This is a genomic window from Streptomyces sp. JH002 (assembly GCF_050916115.1).
Taxonomy (GTDB): domain Bacteria; phylum Actinomycetota; class Actinomycetes; order Streptomycetales; family Streptomycetaceae; genus Streptomyces; species Streptomyces xiamenensis.
Map to the genome: position 1 here is coordinate 185,631 of NZ_CP087989.1, position 16,202 is coordinate 201,832.

14 protein-coding genes are annotated in these 16,202 nt (G+C 73.0%); 5 read left to right on the forward strand and 9 right to left on the reverse strand.

The features are described 5' to 3' along the window. Positions 1-45 precede the first annotated feature (45 nt). Together H7827_RS00805 and manD are read right to left on the reverse strand one after the other, a co-directional pair. A complete protein-coding gene (locus H7827_RS00805) occupies positions 46-1,503 on the reverse strand; it encodes a mannitol dehydrogenase family protein (RefSeq protein WP_432741771.1) in 1,458 nt (485 codons plus the stop codon). Further along, positions 1,500-2,708, reverse strand: a complete 1,209-nt coding sequence (manD, locus tag H7827_RS00810; protein ID WP_386539076.1) for a D-mannonate dehydratase ManD — start codon at positions 2,706-2,708, stop codon at positions 1,500-1,502. Before manD ends, H7827_RS00805 begins: the two co-directional genes overlap by 4 nt. Before the next feature lie 202 nt (positions 2,709-2,910). On the opposite strand from manD, the gene H7827_RS00815 reads away from it, so the two are divergent. Then, positions 2,911-3,642 carry a GntR family transcriptional regulator gene (locus tag H7827_RS00815; RefSeq protein ID WP_386539074.1) on the forward strand — a complete coding sequence of 244 codons (732 nt, stop codon included), beginning with the start codon at positions 2,911-2,913 and terminating at the stop codon, positions 3,640-3,642. Between the two features lie 52 nt (positions 3,643-3,694). Here the strand turns inward: H7827_RS00815 and rhaS are convergent, their stop codons facing one another. From rhaS to H7827_RS00835, 4 genes are read right to left on the reverse strand one after another with little or no spacing between them, the layout of a single operon-like run. Continuing rightward, complete coding sequence (gene rhaS, locus H7827_RS00820) at positions 3,695-4,783, reverse strand: rhamnose ABC transporter substrate-binding protein (protein ID WP_432741774.1); 1,089 nt, start codon at positions 4,781-4,783, stop codon at positions 3,695-3,697. 60 nt (positions 4,784-4,843) lie between these two features. Beyond that, entirely contained in the window at positions 4,844-5,836 is a 993-nt protein-coding gene (locus H7827_RS00825; RefSeq protein WP_432741776.1) for an ABC transporter permease, read from the reverse strand. Continuing rightward, positions 5,826-6,830: an ABC transporter permease gene (locus H7827_RS00830; protein ID WP_432741778.1), complete on the reverse strand. Its 1,005-nt coding sequence runs from the start codon at positions 6,828-6,830 to the stop codon at positions 5,826-5,828. The genes H7827_RS00825 and H7827_RS00830 overlap by 11 nt, the downstream gene beginning before the upstream one ends. Next, a complete protein-coding gene (locus tag H7827_RS00835) occupies positions 6,827-8,347 on the reverse strand; it encodes a sugar ABC transporter ATP-binding protein (RefSeq protein WP_432741780.1) in 1,521 nt (506 codons plus the stop codon). Before H7827_RS00835 ends, H7827_RS00830 begins: the two co-directional genes overlap by 4 nt. A gap of 112 nt (positions 8,348-8,459) precedes the next feature. On the opposite strand from H7827_RS00835, the gene H7827_RS00840 reads away from it, so the two are divergent. The 4 genes from H7827_RS00840 to rocD all read left to right on the forward strand — a co-directional run bounded on the left by H7827_RS00840 (position 8,460) and on the right by rocD (position 11,701). Beyond that, positions 8,460-8,975, forward strand: a complete 516-nt coding sequence (locus H7827_RS00840) for a DUF1990 family protein (protein ID WP_386539065.1) — start codon at positions 8,460-8,462, stop codon at positions 8,973-8,975. Positions 8,976-9,033: 58 nt separating this feature from the next. Then, positions 9,034-9,549, forward strand: a complete 516-nt coding sequence (locus H7827_RS00845) for an Lrp/AsnC family transcriptional regulator (protein WP_432741782.1) — start codon at positions 9,034-9,036, stop codon at positions 9,547-9,549. A gap of 104 nt (positions 9,550-9,653) precedes the next feature. After that, on the forward strand, positions 9,654-10,469 hold the full coding sequence (ddaH, locus tag H7827_RS00850) for a dimethylargininase (protein ID WP_432741784.1): 816 nt from the start codon (positions 9,654-9,656) through the stop codon (positions 10,467-10,469). Further along, positions 10,466-11,701 carry an ornithine--oxo-acid transaminase gene (gene rocD, locus H7827_RS00855; RefSeq protein ID WP_432741786.1) on the forward strand — a complete coding sequence of 412 codons (1,236 nt, stop codon included), beginning with the start codon at positions 10,466-10,468 and terminating at the stop codon, positions 11,699-11,701. The genes ddaH and rocD overlap by 4 nt, the downstream gene beginning before the upstream one ends. Before the next feature lie 131 nt (positions 11,702-11,832). Here rocD and H7827_RS00860 read toward each other — a convergent pair whose 3' ends face one another. The 3 genes from H7827_RS00860 to H7827_RS00870 form a co-directional block, all read right to left on the reverse strand. Then, complete coding sequence (locus H7827_RS00860; RefSeq protein WP_432741788.1) at positions 11,833-13,797, reverse strand: heparinase II/III domain-containing protein; 1,965 nt, start codon at positions 13,795-13,797, stop codon at positions 11,833-11,835. Between the two features lie 118 nt (positions 13,798-13,915). Further along, a complete protein-coding gene (locus tag H7827_RS00865) occupies positions 13,916-15,076 on the reverse strand; it encodes a pectate lyase family protein (protein ID WP_432741790.1) in 1,161 nt (386 codons plus the stop codon). Positions 15,077-15,343: 267 nt separating this feature from the next. Further along, the gene (locus H7827_RS00870; RefSeq protein WP_200362455.1) at positions 15,344-15,829 is read right to left on the reverse strand and encodes a carboxymuconolactone decarboxylase family protein; all 486 of its coding nucleotides are present in this window, start codon (positions 15,827-15,829) and stop codon (positions 15,344-15,346) included. Between the last annotated feature and the right edge of the window lie 373 nt (positions 15,830-16,202).

Sequence of the window (16,202 nt, forward strand, 5' to 3'; positions counted from 1 at the left end):
GCGCTGGGGAGGGAGGGGACGGGAGGGGGAGGGTGCCGCGGGTTCTCAGATCTCGACGCGGCCGGCCCGCAGGGCGGGCAGCCGGGCGGCGACGGCGGCGGTCAGTGCCTGGTCGCCCGCCAGGTCGGGGGCGCCGAGGGCGGTGAGCAGGGCGCGTACGGTGCCGGCGGGGTCTTCCGGCAGGTGCTGGGCGGCGAGGGTGGTGGCCGCCGGGTCGGTGGTGCCGGCCCCGGGGTGGGTGCTGAGCACCCAGCCGGCGAGGGCGAGTTCGAGTGCGGGGGTGGCGGCGCCGACCGCGCGCAGGGTGCGCAGGGCCGGCAGCCAGCGTTCGGGGATCTTCAGCGAACCGTCCGAGCCGATCTGGCGCAGGCGGTGGCCGATCGCGGGGTTGCGGAAGCGGGTCACCAGCGCTTCGGTGTACGCGGCGGGGTCGGGGCCGCCGGGCGGGAGGGTGCGGGCGACCTCGGCGCACAGGGCGCGGACCAGGGGTTCGCCCCAGTCGGTGGCCAGGGTGCCGTCGACGGTGGTGGCACCGGCCGCGAGGCCGAGATAGGCGAGGGCGGAGTGGGATCCGTTGAGCAGGCGCAGCTTGGTGAGCTGGTACGGGGCGGGGTCCGCGACGAACAGCGCGCCGTCGTGTTCCCAGGGTGGGCGGGGGGCGGCGAAGGTGTCCTGGAGGATCCACTGCCGGTAGGGCTCGGCGGTGACCGGCAGGGCGTCGGTGAGGCCGAGCGCGGCAGCTACGGCGGCGCGGTCGGCGTCCGTGGTGGCGGGCACGATCCGGTCCACGACGGTGGCGGGGAAGGTGACGGCGGAGGTCATCCGCTCCAGCACGGTGTGCCGGTCGGGCCAGCCGCTGGCCTCGGTGAAGGCCCGGACGGCGGCGCCGAGCACGGCGCCGTTGCCGGCCATGTTGTCGCAGGAGACGACGCTGATCGGGGCGCCGGTGGTGCGCATCCGGGCGGCGAGTCCCGTGGCGAGCCGCCCGATGACGGTGCGCGCCCCGGTCGGCGCCGGGTCCGCGGTCGCCGCCAGGTCGGCGGCGATCGCGGGGTCGGTGCGGTCGAGGGTGCCGCCGCGCGCGTGGTAGCCCTTCTCGGTGACGGTCAGGGTCACCACCGTCACCTCGGGGTCGGTGAGCAGCGCGTCGATCCGTCCGGTGTCCTCGGTCATGGCCAGCGCGCCGGTGAGCGCCGACAGGACGCGCGAGCGCGGCCCTTCGGGGTGTTGTTCGGTCAGCGTGTAGAGGCAGTCCTGGGCGCGCAGGGCGCGCACCGTCTCCACGGAGCGGGGGGCGACCGCGGTGATGCCCCAGGGTTCGCCGCTGCGCAGGGCGGCGTTCTCGGTGTACAGGGCCTGGTGGGCGCGGTGGAAGGCGCCCAGGCCGAAGTGCAGGACGCGGGTGCGCAGCGCGCCCGCGTCCAGGGCAGGGCGCAGCGCCGGGGGCAGCCGGTGCGCGGTGGTCCGGCCGAGCGTGCGGGGGTGGGGTCCGGTGGTGGTCACCAGTCGTGCACCGATCCGTCCAGGCGGCGCGCGACGGGCAGGTAGCGCGGCTGGTAGGGGAAGCGTTCGGCGGCGGCCTCGTCGTACTCGACGCCCAGACCCGGTTCCTCGGAGGGGTGCAGCATGCCGTCGGAGAAGGTGACGCCGCCGTGGAAGACCTCGGCGGCCTCGTCGGGGTGACCCATGTACTCCTGGATGCCGAAGTTGGGGACGGTGAGGTCGAGGTGGACGTTGGCGGCGAGGCTGACCGGGGAGAGGTCAGTGGCGCCGTGGGAGCCGGTGCGTACCTGGTAGAGGGCGGCGAGGTCGAAGATGCGGCGCAGGTGGGTGATGCCGCCGGCGTGCACGACGGTGGTGCGGATGTAGTCGATGAGCTGTTCGGTGATGAGGTGCTGGACGTCCCAGATGGAGGTGAGGACCTCGCCGACGGCGATGGGGGTGGTGGTGTGCTGCCGGATGAGGCGGAACGCGTCCTGGTTCTCGGCGGGGGTCGGGTCCTCCATCCAGAACAGCTGGGCGTCCTCGACGCTCTTGCCGAAGCGGGCGGCCTCGATGGGGGTGAGGCGGTGGTGGATGTCGTGCAGGAGGTGGAAGCCGAAGCCGAAGCGGTCGCGGACGGCCTCCAGGTAGCCGGGGGCGAAGTTGAGGTAGGCCTGGGTGTCCCAGGGCTGCTCGTCGGGGAGGGCGGTGGCGGCGGGCTCGTAGACCTTGCCCTTGCGTACGCCGTAGGTGCCGCCGACGTCGGGGACGGCGGCCTGGGCGCGGACGGCCTTGTAACCCAGGGACAGGAAGCGGTCGACATCGTCCAGGAGGGCGGGGATGTCGGTGCCGCTGGCGTGCGAGTAGACGAGGACGCCGTCGCGGGAGCGCCCGCCGAGCAGCTGGTAGACGGGGAGCCCGGCGGTTTTGCCCTTGATGTCCCACAGGGCGGTGTCGACGGCGGAGATGGCGGTCATGGTGACGGGGCCGCGCCGCCAGTACGCGCCCTTGTAAAGGTACTGCCAGATGTCCTCGATGCGGGCGGGGTCCTTGCCGATCAGGAGGGGGACGAGGTGATCGCGCAGATAGCTGGCGACGGCGAGTTCGCGGCCGTTGAGGGTGGCGTCGCCCAGGCCGGTCACCCCGTCCGAGGTGGTGATGCGCAGGGTCACAAAGGTGCGTCCGGGGGAGGCGACGAACACCTCGGCGCGCTCGATCGTGCTCACAGCAGCCTTCTCCTTGTCGCGTCATCGCGGATCTCTGTCGGACGATCCTGTCGCACAGGGCTTGTATACAAGCACTGGTCGGGCAGAACGGCAATACTTTGCCGAGAGCATTTCCGAGGCCTTCCCGCCCGGTCGGTGCCGGGCGGCGGCAGCGCGCCGCGGCCCGGACCGGCGGACCGGCGCCACCGATACGATGGGGCGTATGCCTCAATCGGACCGGCGGCGGCCCTCCCGGATCTCCAGGACCTCACGGCGCACCATCTACACCACGCTGCGCCAGATGGTCCTCACCCTTGAGCTGCCCCCGGGTGCCGCGCTCTCGGAGAACGAGCTGGCGGCCTCCCTCGGGGTCAGCCGCACCCCCGTGCGCGAGTCGCTGATCATGCTGGCCCAGGAGGGCCTGGTGCAGGTCTTTCCCAAGATCGGCTCCTTCGTCGCCCGGGTCGACGCCACCCAGGTCGCCGACGCACAGTTCCTGCGCGAGGCCGTCGAGCTCGCCTCACTGGAGGACCTGCCGGACGCACTGGACGAGGACCTGGTCGCGGAACTGCGCGGCAATCTGGAACGGCAGCGGCGCCCCGGTCTCGGTCTCGAGGAGTTCTTCGAGCTGGACGAGGCGTTCCATCAGGGGCTGTTGCGGCTGAGCGGACACGCCGCCGCCTGGACCACGGTGGCCGCCGCCAAGGGGCACCTGGACCGGGCACGTCGTCTGGGCCTGTACGAGAACGCCACCTCGGCCGGGTTCGCCGCGCAGCACGGCGAGATCCTGGACGCGGTGACCGGCGGCGACGCGGCGCTGGCCCGTACCGCCATGCGCACCCATCTGCGCGCCGTCTTCCACGACATCGAGCGCATCAGGGCGCACTCCCCCGAGTTGTTCGCCTCGGATTCGGCGGCCGTGCCGGTGCGGCGCAGCGTGGTGGTGTGGGAGTGACCGGCAGCAGCCGTGCCGCTGCTGCCGCTGCCGCTCCCCCACCGGCCCGCCGTCAGAAGTCGAAGTCGTCCACGTTGGCGGCGTCGAAGACCGTGGGCGGCCCCAGCGCGATCACCCCGTCCGCGCCGATGGTGAACTCGCCCAGTTCCCCGGCCGTGAAGGTCTCGCCCGGCGCGCCGGTGAGCTGTCCCGAGGCCAGCGCGGCGCCCGCGTAGGCGGCCAGATAGCCCAGGTCGGACGGGTTCCACAGGGCGAAGGACGCCACCGTGCCGTCGTGCACGAACTCCCGCATCTGGTTGGGGGTGCCCAGGCCGGTCAGCGCGACCTGCCCGCGGTACTCGGAGCCGGACAGGTAGCGTCCCGCCGCGGCGAGTCCGACCGTGGTGGGCGAGATGATGCCGGCCAGGTCCGGGTGGGCGCGCAGCAGCCCCTGGGTCTCCTGGAAGGACTTCTCGTCCTCGTCGTTGCCGTACGCCACCGCGACGATCTCGATGTCCGCGTACTCGGGGCGCTCCAGTTCCTCCTCCATCAGCGCGATCCAGGTGTTCTGGTTGGTGGCGTTGGGGGTGGCCGACAGGATGGCGATCTGCCCGGCACCGCCGATCTGTTCGGCGATCAGCTCGATCTGGGTGCGCGCGACGTCCTCGGCGGTGGCCTGGTTGATGAAGACGTCGCGGCACTCGGCGCGCGCGTCGGAGTCGAAGGTCACCACCCGCGCCCCGGCGTCCCGGGCGCTGTTCAGCGCCCCGCACACGGCGCCCGGGTCGTTGGCGGAGATGGCGATCACGTCGGTGCCCTGCTGGGTGAGCGTGTTGACGTAGCTCACCTGCGAGGAGGCGCTGGCCTCCGAGGGTCCGACCTCCTTGAAGGAGCCGCCGAACTCGGCGACGGCACGCTCACCGCCGCCCCTGGCCACCGTGAAGTAGGGGTTGTTGACCTGCTTGGGGAGGAACGCCACCGCCAGGCCCTCGGCCAGGGGCGCGTCGGGGTCGGCGCTCCCGGTGGGCGCGGCCGCGCCGCCCGGCTCGGGAGTGCCGTCGTCGCCGCCGCGGGTGGTTCCCGAGCAGGCGGTGAGCAGCAGCAGCGCCGTGAGGGCGGTGGCCGCCGTACCGGTGAGTGACCGGCGGGTGGGTACGGGCATGTCCGGTTCCCTTCGTCTCTTCGCGCTCCGGTGTCGGGGTCGCCGGGCGTCGGGCGGGCGTCAGGTGCGGGTGGCGCGGGAACGCCGGCGCTGCCGCAGTCCGGAGAGCGCCCGGGGGGCGATCACCGAGACGATCAGCAGGGAGCCGGTCACGATGTCGAGCGTGTCGGCGGGCACGTCGGCGAGCTGGAGGGCGTTGCGCAGGGTGACGAGCAGCAGCACCCCGGCGCACACCCCGGCGAGGGTGCCGCGGCCACCGAAGATGGACACCCCGCCCAGCAGGACGGCGGCGACCACGGCGAGTTCCAGGCCCTGGCCGTTGTCGGCCCGGGCGCTGGCGTAGCGCAGCGTCCAGAACACCCCGGCCAGCCCCGAGACGGCGCCGCAGCCGACGAAGAGCCAGAACTTGGTCCTGGCCACGGCGATGCCGGAGAAGCGGGCGGCCTCGGCGTTGTTGCCGATGGCGAACAGGGCCCGGCCCAGGGGGGTGGCGTGCAGCAGCACCGCGCAGCCGGCCGCGGCGAGCGCGGTGAGCAGCATGGCGGCGGGGATCGCGCCGGCCAGCGCCGTACCGCCGGCCGCGTCCGTCCACTGTCGGGGGAAGTCGGCGACGGCGCGGTCGCCGAGTACCACGAACGCCAGGCCCCGGTAGGCGGCGAGGGTGCCGATGGTGACGGCGAGCGCCGGGAGCCCGAAGCCGGTGACGAACAGGCCGTTGACGGCGCCGAGCACCGCGCCGAGCGCGACGACGGCGAGGACCACCAGTTCCAGCGGCCAGCCGGACAGCCACAGCTGGCCCATCACTGCGCTGCACAGGCCCAGGGTGCTGGCCACCGACAGATCGATCTCGCCGGTGACGATGATCAGGGTGACCGGGAGGGCGACCAGGCCGACGGCGACGGCGTCCAGCAGCAGGAACTGGGAGTTGCGGCCGGTGGCGAAGCCGTCGACGAGCAGGGCGGCGGCGAGGGTCACCAGCAGGAGGGTGGCGATCAGGGCGGTGTCCCAGCGGCGCAGGGCACCCGGGATCGCCGAGCGGGGTTCAGCTGCCACGGGACACCTCCGGAGCGGAACGGGCGGCGCCCGCGGTACGGGCAGCGCGGGCCGCGAGCCGCGCGGTCAGCAGCCGGTCGAGTCCGATGGCGGCCAGGATCAGGGCGCCGACGACGGCCTGCTGCCAGAACGGGTCCACCCGCAGCACGGCCAGCGAGCTGCCGATGCAGGTGAGCAGGAGCGCGCCGAGGGCGGCGCCGAGCACGGTGCCGCTGCCTCCGAAGATGGCGACGCCGCCGACCACGACGGCGGCGACCACCTGGAGTTCCAGGCCCTGCCCGGCGGTGGCGTCGACGGTGCCGTAGCGGGCGGCGTACAGCACTCCGGCGAGCCCGGCGAGCGAGCCGCTGAGCAGGAAGGCGGTACGGACCCGGCGGCCGGCCGGGATGCCGGCGCGTGCGGCGGCGGCCGGCTCGGAGCCGATCGCGTACAGCTCACGTCCGCTGCGGTAGCTGTGCAGCCACCCGGCGACGGCCAGCACCACGGCGGTGGCGAGCAGGGCCAGGACGGGGATGCCGGCGACGGTGGCGGTGCCCAGGTCCAGGAACGGGCGGGGCAGGTCGGCGGCGTTGATCTGCCGGCCGGCCGCCCAGGAGTGCGCGATGCCCCGGAAGACGTACAGCGTGCCGAGGGTGATGACGAGGGCGGGGACGCCGCCGTAGCTGATCAGGGCGCCGTTGAGGGCCCCGCACAGCGCCCCGACGGCGATCCCGGCGAGGGCGGCCAGCGGCAGCGGGGTGCCGGGGGCGGCGGAGAGCAGGTCGGCGGTGCCGAAGGCGGACAGACCCAGCACGGAGCCGACGGACAGGTCGATGTTGCGGGTGAGCACGACGATGGTCTGGCCGGCCGCGAGGACGGTGAGGACCGCGGCGGACAGCAGCAGGTCGCGGACGCTCTGACCGGACAGGAAGCGGGAGTTGGCGGCGGCGGTGACGGCGACCAGCAGCACCAGGGCGGCCAGCACGCCCAGTTCGCGGGGGTGGGCTCGGCTCACGGTCCCTCCCCCGGGGTGCCGGTGGCGGCGGCCATGACGGATTCGGCGGTGGCGGTGGGGCCGGGGAGAGTGGCGGTGACGCGGCCCTCGTGGAGCACCAGGATGCGGTCGGCCATGGCGAGGACCTCGGGGAGTTCGGAGGAGACCATCACGATGGCCATGCCCCGGTCGGCCAGTTCGGACATCATCCGGTGCACCTCGGCCTTGGTACCCACGTCGATGCCGCGGGTGGGTTCGTCGAGGATGAGGACGGCGGGTGCGGTGGCCAGCCATTTGGCCAGCACGATCTTCTGCTGGTTGCCGCCGGAGAGGGTGCCGGCCGGGGCGTGCGTACCGCTGTGCCGCACGCGTAACCGTTCGCTCCAGCGCAGCGCCTCGGCGCGTTCGCGGCGGGTGGTGAGGATGCCGCGGCGGGCGAGGCGGCGCAGCCGGGTGAGCGCGGTGTTGCGTTCGATGGACAGATCGAGGACCAGGCCCTGCTGGCGGCGGTCCTCGGGGACGAGGGCGAGTCCGGCGGCCATGGCGGCGGCCGGGGACCCCGGGCGCAGGACCTTCCCGGCCACGGTGACGGTGCCGGCGTCGTACCGGTCGACGCCGAAGACGGCGCGCACCACCTCGCTGCGGCCGGCGCCCACCAGGCCGGCGAGGGCCAGGATCTCGCCGCGCCGGACGGTGAAGGAGATGTCCGTGAAGGCGCCGTGCCGGGTGAGGCCCTCGACGGCGAGCACGGTCTCGCCCGGGGCGGTCGGCGTCTTGGGGAAGAGGGCGCCGATGTCCCGGCCGACCATGCGGCGCACCACGGTGTCGGGGGTGAGGCGGTGGGCGGGGTCGGTGGAGACCCACTGTCCGTCGCGGAGCACGGTGATGTCGTCGGCGAGGGCGAAGATCTCCTCGAAGCGGTGCGAGATGAACAGGACGGCGGCGCCGCGTGCGCACAGTCCGCGCACCACGGTGAACAGGTGCTCGACCTCGGTGCCCGACAGGGCGGCGGTGGGCTCGTCCATGACGAAGATCCGGGCGTCCAGGGAGAGCGCGCGGGCGATCTCGACGAGTTGCTGTTCGGCGATGGACAGGCCGCGGGCGGGCCGGTCGGGGTCGAGGGCGACGCCGAGCCGGGCGAGTTGGGCGGCGGTGGCGGCGCGCAGGGCGCGGTGGTCGATGCGTCCGAGCCGGCCGGTGGGCTGACGGCTCATGTAGAGGTTCTCGGCCAGGGAGAGGTCGGGGAAGAGGGTGGGTTCCTGGTGGATGACGGCGATGCCGGCGGCGCGGGCGGCGGCCGGGTCGCGCAGGACGGTGGGCCGGCCGTCGAGTTCCACGGTGCCCCGGTCGGGGCGGTGGGCGCCGGCCAGCATGCGGACCAGGGTGGATTTTCCGGCGCCGTTCTCACCGGCGAGGGCGTGCACACGGCCGGGACGCAGGTCCAGGGATACGTCGCGGACGGCGGTCACGGCGCCGAAGGATTTGGCGACGCCGCGCAGTCGCAGGGCTGGGGGCGGGGCTTCGGTGGGACCGGGCACGGCACTCCCTTCTCCGCATGAATCGATTCAAGAGGAGACTGAAGAGACTAGAGGCAAGCCATGAACGCGTCAAGGGCCCCTGTGACAGGGTCCGTTCCCTATACTCCGCCGGATGACGCTCAGTTACCCCACCCCCGGGATGACCCGGAACGACGGTCCCGCGCCGGACGGTTTCCGGGAGCTGGTGGCGCGGACCCCGCTCGGCCACGACCCGGCCGCCCTGGAAGCCGCCGGCGCGGCCGTACTGCACTGGGGCGCGCACCGCGGCGCCGGGTTCACCGTGCGCACGAAGGCACCGTTCGCCGCCCCCGGGGTCCGGGTGACGGTCGGCGTGGGGCCGCTGCGCGCCCCGTGCGAGGTGGTGTGGACGGTGCACGAGCGGGACCGGATCGGGTTCGCCTACGGCACCCTGCCGGGGCATCCGCAGTGCGGTGAGGAGGCGTTCGTCGTCGAGCGGTCGGCCGACGGCGCCGTCACCTTCACCGTACGGGCGCTGAGCCGGCCGGCCGCCTGGTACGCGCGGGCGGCGGGACCACTGGGACGCGCGGCACAGCGGTGGATCGCGCGCCGCTACGGCCGGGCGGTCCGCCGGGCACTGGACGGTGCGCAGGGGCGCCCCAAGCGGTGATCATTGGCGGTGAACCACCGTTCCCGCCGTGAGGCATCACGAGAACCGGAGCCGCCCCATGACGCATCTGCCGCCGGTCGTCGATGAGCTGGACCGCACCATTCTGGCGTTGCTGACCGCCAACGCCCGGGCGAGCTTCGTACACATCGGCCAACGCGTGGGGCTCTCCGCGCCCGCCGTCAAGCGCCGGGTGGACCGGTTGCGCGCCACCGGGGTGATCACGGGCTTCACCACCACCGTCCGGGCGGACGCGATGGGCTGGGGCATGGAGGCGTACGTCGAGGTGTACTGCGACAGCGCGGCGCCGCCGAGCCGGATGTCGGAGGTGGCGCGCAACCATCCCGAGATCGTGGCGGCGATGACCGTCACCGGGGACGCGGACGCGCTGCTGCACATCAGGGCGCGGGGCATCGAGCACTTCGAGCGGGTGCTGGAGCGGATCAGGGCCGAGCCGTTCGTGCGGCGCACGGACAGCCGCGTCGTCCTCACCCAGTTGCTGCCCGGCGGCGGTGGCGGCACGGCGCTGCGCCCGCTGCTGAGCCGGGCGGTGGAAAACGCCGCGGAGCCGGGCTGACACGCAACGTTGTGCGCACGGCGTGCAAGGATTGACGCTTGTCCGTGCGGTGCTTTTGTCCTTAGCGTGGAGTCGTCTTCTCCGGCGAAAGGAAAAGTGCCTCGATGGCGCCTGTCACGGTCGGCCGAGAACGCCGATATCTGCTGTGCGAGCCACGCTATTTCGAGCTGGCGTACGCCATTAATCCGTGGATGCGACAAGATTCCCGGGTGGACCGGGAGCAGGCTCTCGAACAGTGGCACACCTTGGTGCGCACCTACCGGGAGCTCGGCCACACGGTGGAGCTGCTGGAGCCGGTACCCGGCCTGCCCGACATGGTGTTCGCCGCCAACGGGGCGCTGGTCCTGGACGGCAAGGTGCTCGGCTCACGGTTCCGCGCCGCGCAGCGGCAGCCGGAGGCGGCCGAATTCACCCGCTGGTTCAAGGAAAACGGCTTTCCCGTCGTGGAACCCGAAGACGTGTGCGAAGGAGAGGGCGATCTGGTGCCGGTCGGCGGAGACATTCTCGCCGGGTACGGATTCCGCACCTCCACCGGCGCGCATATCGCCGCACAAGAGTATTTCGGCAGCGCCGTCATCAGTCTGCGGCTGGTGGATCCGCTCTTCTACCACCTCGACACCGCGCTCTTCGCGCTGGACGACACCACCATCGCCTATTACCCGGAGGCGTTCTCCCCGGGCAGCCGCGCCGCACTCCGCCGCCGCTACCCCGACGCGCTGATCGCCACCCGCGCCGACGCGATGGCCTTCGGCCTCAACTCGGTCTCCGACGGACACCATGTCCTCATCTCCCCCGGAGCCACCGGGCTCATCGACCGGCTGACCGAACGGGGCTACACCCCCGTACCGGTCGACACCTCCGAGCTGCTGAAGGCCGGCGGCGGCATCAAGTGCTGCACACAGGAGATCCGACACCCATGACCACCTCCCCGATCACCGACGACGCCGTCGACCCGGCGACCGCCATCGCCGCCGAGGAGCGGCTGGTGGCCCGCAACTACCGCCCGCTGCCCGTGGTCATCGCCCGCGGCGAGGGCTCCTGGGTGGAGGACACCCGCGGCAGGCGCTACCTGGATCTGTTGTCCGGCTACTCCGCGCTCAACTTCGGGCACCGGCACCCCGCGCTGGTCGCCGCGGCCCACCGCCAGCTGGACACCCTCACCCTCACCTCCCGCGCCTTCCACAACGACCGGCTGGCACCGTTCGCCGCCGGCCTCGCCGAACTGACCGGACTCCAGGTCACCCTGCCGATGAACACCGGCGCGGAGGCGGTGGAGAGCGCCATCAAGATCGCCCGCAAATGGGCGTACGAGGTCAAGGGCGTGGCGCGGGACCGGGCCCGGATCGTGGTGGCCGCCAACAACTTCCACGGCCGCACGACCACCGTCGTCGGCTTCTCCAGCGATCCGGTGGCGCGGGAGGGCTTCGGCCCGTACGCCCCGGGGTTCACGGTGGTGCCCTTCAACGATCTGCCGGCGCTGGAGACGGCGATCGACGCCGACACGGCGGCCGTGCTGATCGAGCCCATCCAGGGCGAGGCGGGCGTCGTCATCCCGGACGACGGCTACCTGCGCGGGGTGCGCGCGGCGACCGCACGGGCCGGGGTGCTGTTCATCGCCGACGAGATCCAGTCGGGCCTGGGGCGCACCGGGCGCACCCTGGCCCTGGACCACGAGGCGGTACGCCCCGACCTGCTGCTGCTGGGCAAGGCGCTGGGCGGCGGTCTGGTCCCGGTCTCCGCGGTGGTCGGCACCCGGGAGGTGATGGGGGTGCTGCGCCCGGGCGAGCACGGATCGACCTTCGGCGGCAATCCGCTGTCGGCGGCCGTCGGTTCGGCGGTCGTGGAGCTGCTGGCCACCGGGGAGTTCCAGGCGCGGGCCGAGCGGCTCGGCAAGGTGCTGGCGGCGGGCCTGGACCGGCTGACCGGGCACGGGGTGCTGCGGCACCGCAGCCGGGGACTGTGGGCCGGGATCGACATCGACCCGGAGATCGGCACCGGGCGCGAGCTGAGCGAACGGCTGATGGAGCGGGGCCTGCTGGTGAAGGACACCCACGGCTCGACGATCCGCGTCGCACCGCCGCTGACCATCGAGGAGGACGAACTGACCGGGGCGCTGGACACCCTGGCCGAGGTGCTGGCCGCGCCGCGCTGACCCGGACCGGCCACCCTGCGATCGCGGGGTGGCCGGCCGGTGAGGGACGGCCCGGGGGGTGACATCGGGCGGCGGCGACGCGCGCGCGGGCCGCGGCTGCCCCGGTCCGCTCCCCGCGGCGCGTCGACCGGTCAGTGCGCCCGCTCGAAGCGGACGGTCGCCGTCCCCGTGCCGCGTACCGTCAGGGTGAGGCGGGTCAGCCGGTCACCCCAGGAGCCGCGCAGCAGCGGGTCCGTCAGCTCCCGGTGGTCCAGGGCGGCCTCGGCGTCGCGCGGGTCCCAGCCGATGCGCAGCTCCCGGCCGCCCGCCGTCCGGACGGTGGCCTCGCCCGCGCCGCCCAGGGTGACCTCGCCCGTCAGGATGTGCCGCAGCAGCACCGGCCCGCCCGCAGGTGACCAGCGGTCGGTGACGGTGATGTGCGGCCGCGGCGCGGTCCGTACCAGCCGGATGGTGCGGGTCAGCTCGCCGATCAGCCCGTCGCGGTAGGCGGCGGTGAGGTCGGCGTGGAACTCCGCGCCTTCCGCGGTGAGTTCCGCGCGCACCCGGCGGGCGGCCCGGTCGGGGCCCGGCAGCTGTCCCTCGCCGCCCGGGGCGGGGAGGTTGTGCCAGGCGCTGATCAGCGGCCAGGCGCGGTAGCGGTGCGGGCCGAAGCTGTCCGCCGTGTACGTGGGCTGGCCCAGGTCGATGACCAGCGGGGCCCCGTCGAGGGCGATCCAGTAGGAGCCGACGTCAAGGTGGTTGTGGCGTTCGGCGTTGTGCCCGGCCTTGGCCGCGACCGTCAGTCCGGCGGTGGTACCGGGCCGTTCGCGGGCCAGCAGCACCTGGGTACGCGGGAGCCACTCCCCCGCCGTCAGCCAGCTGCGCCCGCCCGGGGCCTGTCGCGCGCGGGCGGCGCGCCAGTGCGGGTCGGCCAGCGCGGTCAGCGCGCTGCCAAGACCCGCCTCCGGGTGCGCGGCGGGGATCTCGGCCCGGCCACGGGCAGCCGCGTGATCGCGTACGGCCGGCTCCTCCAGCACCGTGCCCCAGCGGTGCAGCACCTGCCAGGGCAGGGTGCCGGGCAGCCGGGCTGCGGCGTCCCCGGCGTTGACGTACCGGGCGCCGCCCAGGTGCATCCGGTGCGGGAAGCGGGCGAGCCGGCGCAGCACGGGCAGGTCGCGGGCGTCGAGTCCGGGGCCGCAGACGGCGGCGAGCAGGTCGAGGGTCTCCAGCAGCCGCCCGGCGCCGTGCCACCAGTAGGCGACGCCCTCGTCGATGCCGCCGTCGTCCGGGACGGTGACGAGGAAGCGGTCGAGCCCTTCGGCGGTGAGCCGCACCAGGGTGGCGGCGCGCTCCGGTTCCTCCTCGCAGAGCAGCAGCGCGGCGGCGGTGACGGCGCTGTGGATCCAGGGGTTCCAGTTGTCGGCGGGCCGGTCGATGCCGATCCAGGGCCAGTCGCGGCGGGTGGTGAAGGGGGTGAGAACGCGCAGGTCGACCTCGCGGCGCAGCCTGCGGCGTACCCCGGGGGCCCGCTGGTCCAGGTGCGGGCCCAGGGCGTGGTCGGCCCAGGCGAGGAGGGTGGCGACCTCGGCGGCGCCGAGGTCGAGGTAGGGCTGGTCGGGGTCGGGCAGCACCTCGCCACGGGCGGCGGTGTGGCCGTCGTGCGGGGCCCAGCACCAGGTGGTGGCCTCGCACAGGGCGATCAGGCCGTCGACGGCGGCGTCCAGGTTCGGGGTGTCACCCTGCGGCGCGCTGGCGGCGGCGCTCTCCCCGGTGAGGACGGCGGCGAGGACGAACAGCGTGGTGCGCAGGCGCAGGGCGCGGGCCTGGTCCTCGTAGGCGGTACGGACGCCGTCGCGGAAGGTGCGCGCCCAGTCCGAGGCGCGCAGGACGGGGGCGGGGCGGGTGTGTTCGGCTGCGGCGCGGCGCAGCAGGGCGTCGCGAGTGGGGTGGTCCACGGCGTCCCACACGGCGCGGTCGGTGACGGGCGGCGCCGGGATCCGGCGCGGGGCGCCGCGCAGTGCGGCGGTCAGCCGAGGACCGGCGCCGGGGGCGAGCAGGGGGAGGCGGGCGGTCAGCGGGCCCGCGGTCACGTCGCTCTCCTCGGTCGCTTCCGCCATGTCGGCTCCTGTTCCCGTGGCGCGGTGTGTCGCGGCCGACCGTACCGGAGTGGCCCCTCCAGCACGGCCGGCCGAGCGCGGCACACAGGCCCCTGATGACTGCAACCGTTCGCAGGAATCAGGGATTGACGTCGATGACGCCGGTGCCCGCGTACTGTTCGACCGCCTGCTTGGCGGCGGCCGGGGTGTCCGCCCGGTAGCTGTAGGGGACGGTGAAGTCCGTGGTGGACTCCAGGTGTTCGTGAGGGCTGTCGATGAAGGTGTTGTCCTTCAGGTTCCAGTAGCCGGTCTCGGAGCTGCCGTAGAACCAGCCGACCGGGCCCTCGATGTACCCGGCGTGCGAATCGACCTCACCGGAGCCGACGTTCTCGAACCAGTTGCCCTCGACCAGCACCCGCGCGCCCATCCGGGCGTTGATGGCCGACCCGTTGATGTCGGTGAACACGTTGTTGAGCATGTGCACGTCGGCGTGGCGGATCAGCGGCACCCGGGAGTTGAGCGAGGTGAAGGCGTTGTTGTGGTAAGTGATCTTGTCGGGGGCCTGGTCGGCGCTGTCGTTGTGGCCGATCAGTGAGGTCTTCCAGTGGTCGTGGATGTTGTTCCACGAGACGGTGATGTACTCACTGTTGCGCTTGATGTCGACGAGACCGTCGTAGTGGTCCTTGTCGGGCTCGTTGTCCCGTTCGCTGGACAGGTCGTTGTGGTCGATCCACACGTGCGAGCTGTTGTCGGTCACCTCGATCGCGTCCCCCTCGCCCTCGGAGACGTGGTGGATGGCGAGGTTGCGGATGATGATGTTCTGCGAGCGGGTGACCTTGAAGCCGACCCCGTCCAGCTCGCCCGCGTCGCCGACGCCGAGGATCGAGACGTTCTCGACGTCCTTGATGTCGATCTTGCTCTCCTTCAGACCCTCCTGGCCGAGGGAGAGGTCGACATGGACGATCAGCCCCTCCTCCTCGCTCTTCTGGTGGGCCTTCAGCAGCTGGTACAGCGCCTCGGAGGGGCTGAGCCCGCTGCTGTCCGCGTACTCGCTGAGCAGGTGTTCGGCGACGGTGCTTCCGCCCCCGCCGCCGGTGGTGCCACCGGCCTCGGCCGCGTAGCCGATGGGGGCGTCGGCGAACGGGTCCGCCGCGAAGGTGCCGGGCACGGTGTCCGGGGTCCGCTCGGCGGTGCCCGCGTGGGAGACGGCGGTCAGCGCGCCGGCCAGCAGGGCGAGTCCGCCGGCCAGGGCGACGCCGGCCCTGACGGTGGTGCGGGTGGTGCGTAAGGTGCGCGACATGAGGAGTCCTCTCAGCCGGTGGGGGAACGTTCCGAGGGCCAGCGAGCCCTCGTGAGGTCGTCGGCATGTGAACCCACGATGGTGCAACCGGTTGCAGTAACCCGGCCGTAACCAGACTGAGTTGACAACTGCCTCATGTCAACGGTTCGCGCAGCACGGGCCATTTCCCGGCCCGCCCGTTCGTACACGAACCGGCCCGGGACCACGCGGTCCCGGGCCGGTTCGCCGGCGGCCGGACGGACCCGCCCGACAGGGCCCGGACGCCGGTCAGTCGAGTGCCGCGGCGAACTGACCCGCCTCGTACCCGCCGCCCTTCTGGTGCGTGATCACCGCGAGCCGGTTGGCCGCGTTGATCATGGCGATCAGACAGACCAGCGCGCCGATCCGGTCGTCGTCGAAGTGCTCACGCGCCCGGGCCCAGGTCGCGTCGCTGACCCCCTCGTGGGCATCGGCGAGCCGGGTGCCCTCCTCGGTCAGCGCCAGAGCGGCGCGCTCCGCCTCGGTGAACACGGTGGACTCGCGCCAGGCGGCCACCAGGTGCAGCCGCACCGCGCTCTCACCGGCGGCGGCCGCCTCCTTCACATGCATGTCGACGCAGTGGCCGCAGCCGTTGATCTGGCTGGCGCGCAGCGAGACCAGCTCCTGGAGGGAGTGCGGCAGCGGCGACTGCTGGATGATCAGGGCGGCGTTGGCGAACCGCTTGGCGAACTTGAGCGCGATCTCGTTGTCGAACAGGTTGAACCGGGCGTCCATGACGTCGTCCTCACTCGTGGGTAGTGCACAGTTATCTGCACCTCCCTTCCTCGTTGATCGCGGTGACCAACACCGCGATCAAGGAGAGTGAAGTGGATCTGCGCCATGAATTGATGGAGGGTCGGGCCCAGCTGCCCCGCGCTGGAGCCGTCGTGGATACCGGTGAGGCCCACCCCCCGTACACCGTCGTCAACGGCATCGGGCACAAGGTGGAGCCCGTCACCGCGTACCTCCGTGCCCTGGCGCTGAGTGACAGCAGTCCGTTGACGGCCCGTAGCTACGGGTTCGGGATGCTGCGGTGGTTCCGTCTGCTGTGGCTTCTCGATGTCGCCTGGGAACGGGCAACCGAGGCGGAAACGGCTGTCCTGACCGG

Bases quoted from the DNA above. Each gene is read 5' to 3' on its own strand.
- H7827_RS00845 (WP_432741782.1), top strand. From the start codon at position 9,034: ATGACGCATCTGCCGCCGGTCGTCGATGAGCTGGACCGCACCATTCTG.
- ddaH (WP_432741784.1), top strand. From the start codon at position 9,654: ATGGCGCCTGTCACGGTCGGCCGAGAACGCCGATATCTGCTGTGCGAG.
- H7827_RS00870 (WP_200362455.1), bottom strand. From the start codon at position 15,829: ATGGACGCCCGGTTCAACCTGTTCGACAACGAGATCGCGCTCAAGTTC.
- H7827_RS00865 (WP_432741790.1), bottom strand. From the start codon at position 15,076: ATGTCGCGCACCTTACGCACCACCCGCACCACCGTCAGGGCCGGCGTC.
- H7827_RS00815 (WP_386539074.1), top strand. From the start codon at position 2,911: ATGCCTCAATCGGACCGGCGGCGGCCCTCCCGGATCTCCAGGACCTCA.
- H7827_RS00860 (WP_432741788.1), bottom strand. From the start codon at position 13,797: ATGGCGGAAGCGACCGAGGAGAGCGACGTGACCGCGGGCCCGCTGACC.
- H7827_RS00840 (WP_386539065.1), top strand. From the start codon at position 8,460: ATGACGCTCAGTTACCCCACCCCCGGGATGACCCGGAACGACGGTCCC.
- rhaS (WP_432741774.1), bottom strand. From the start codon at position 4,783: ATGCCCGTACCCACCCGCCGGTCACTCACCGGTACGGCGGCCACCGCC.
- rocD (WP_432741786.1), top strand. From the start codon at position 10,466: ATGACCACCTCCCCGATCACCGACGACGCCGTCGACCCGGCGACCGCC.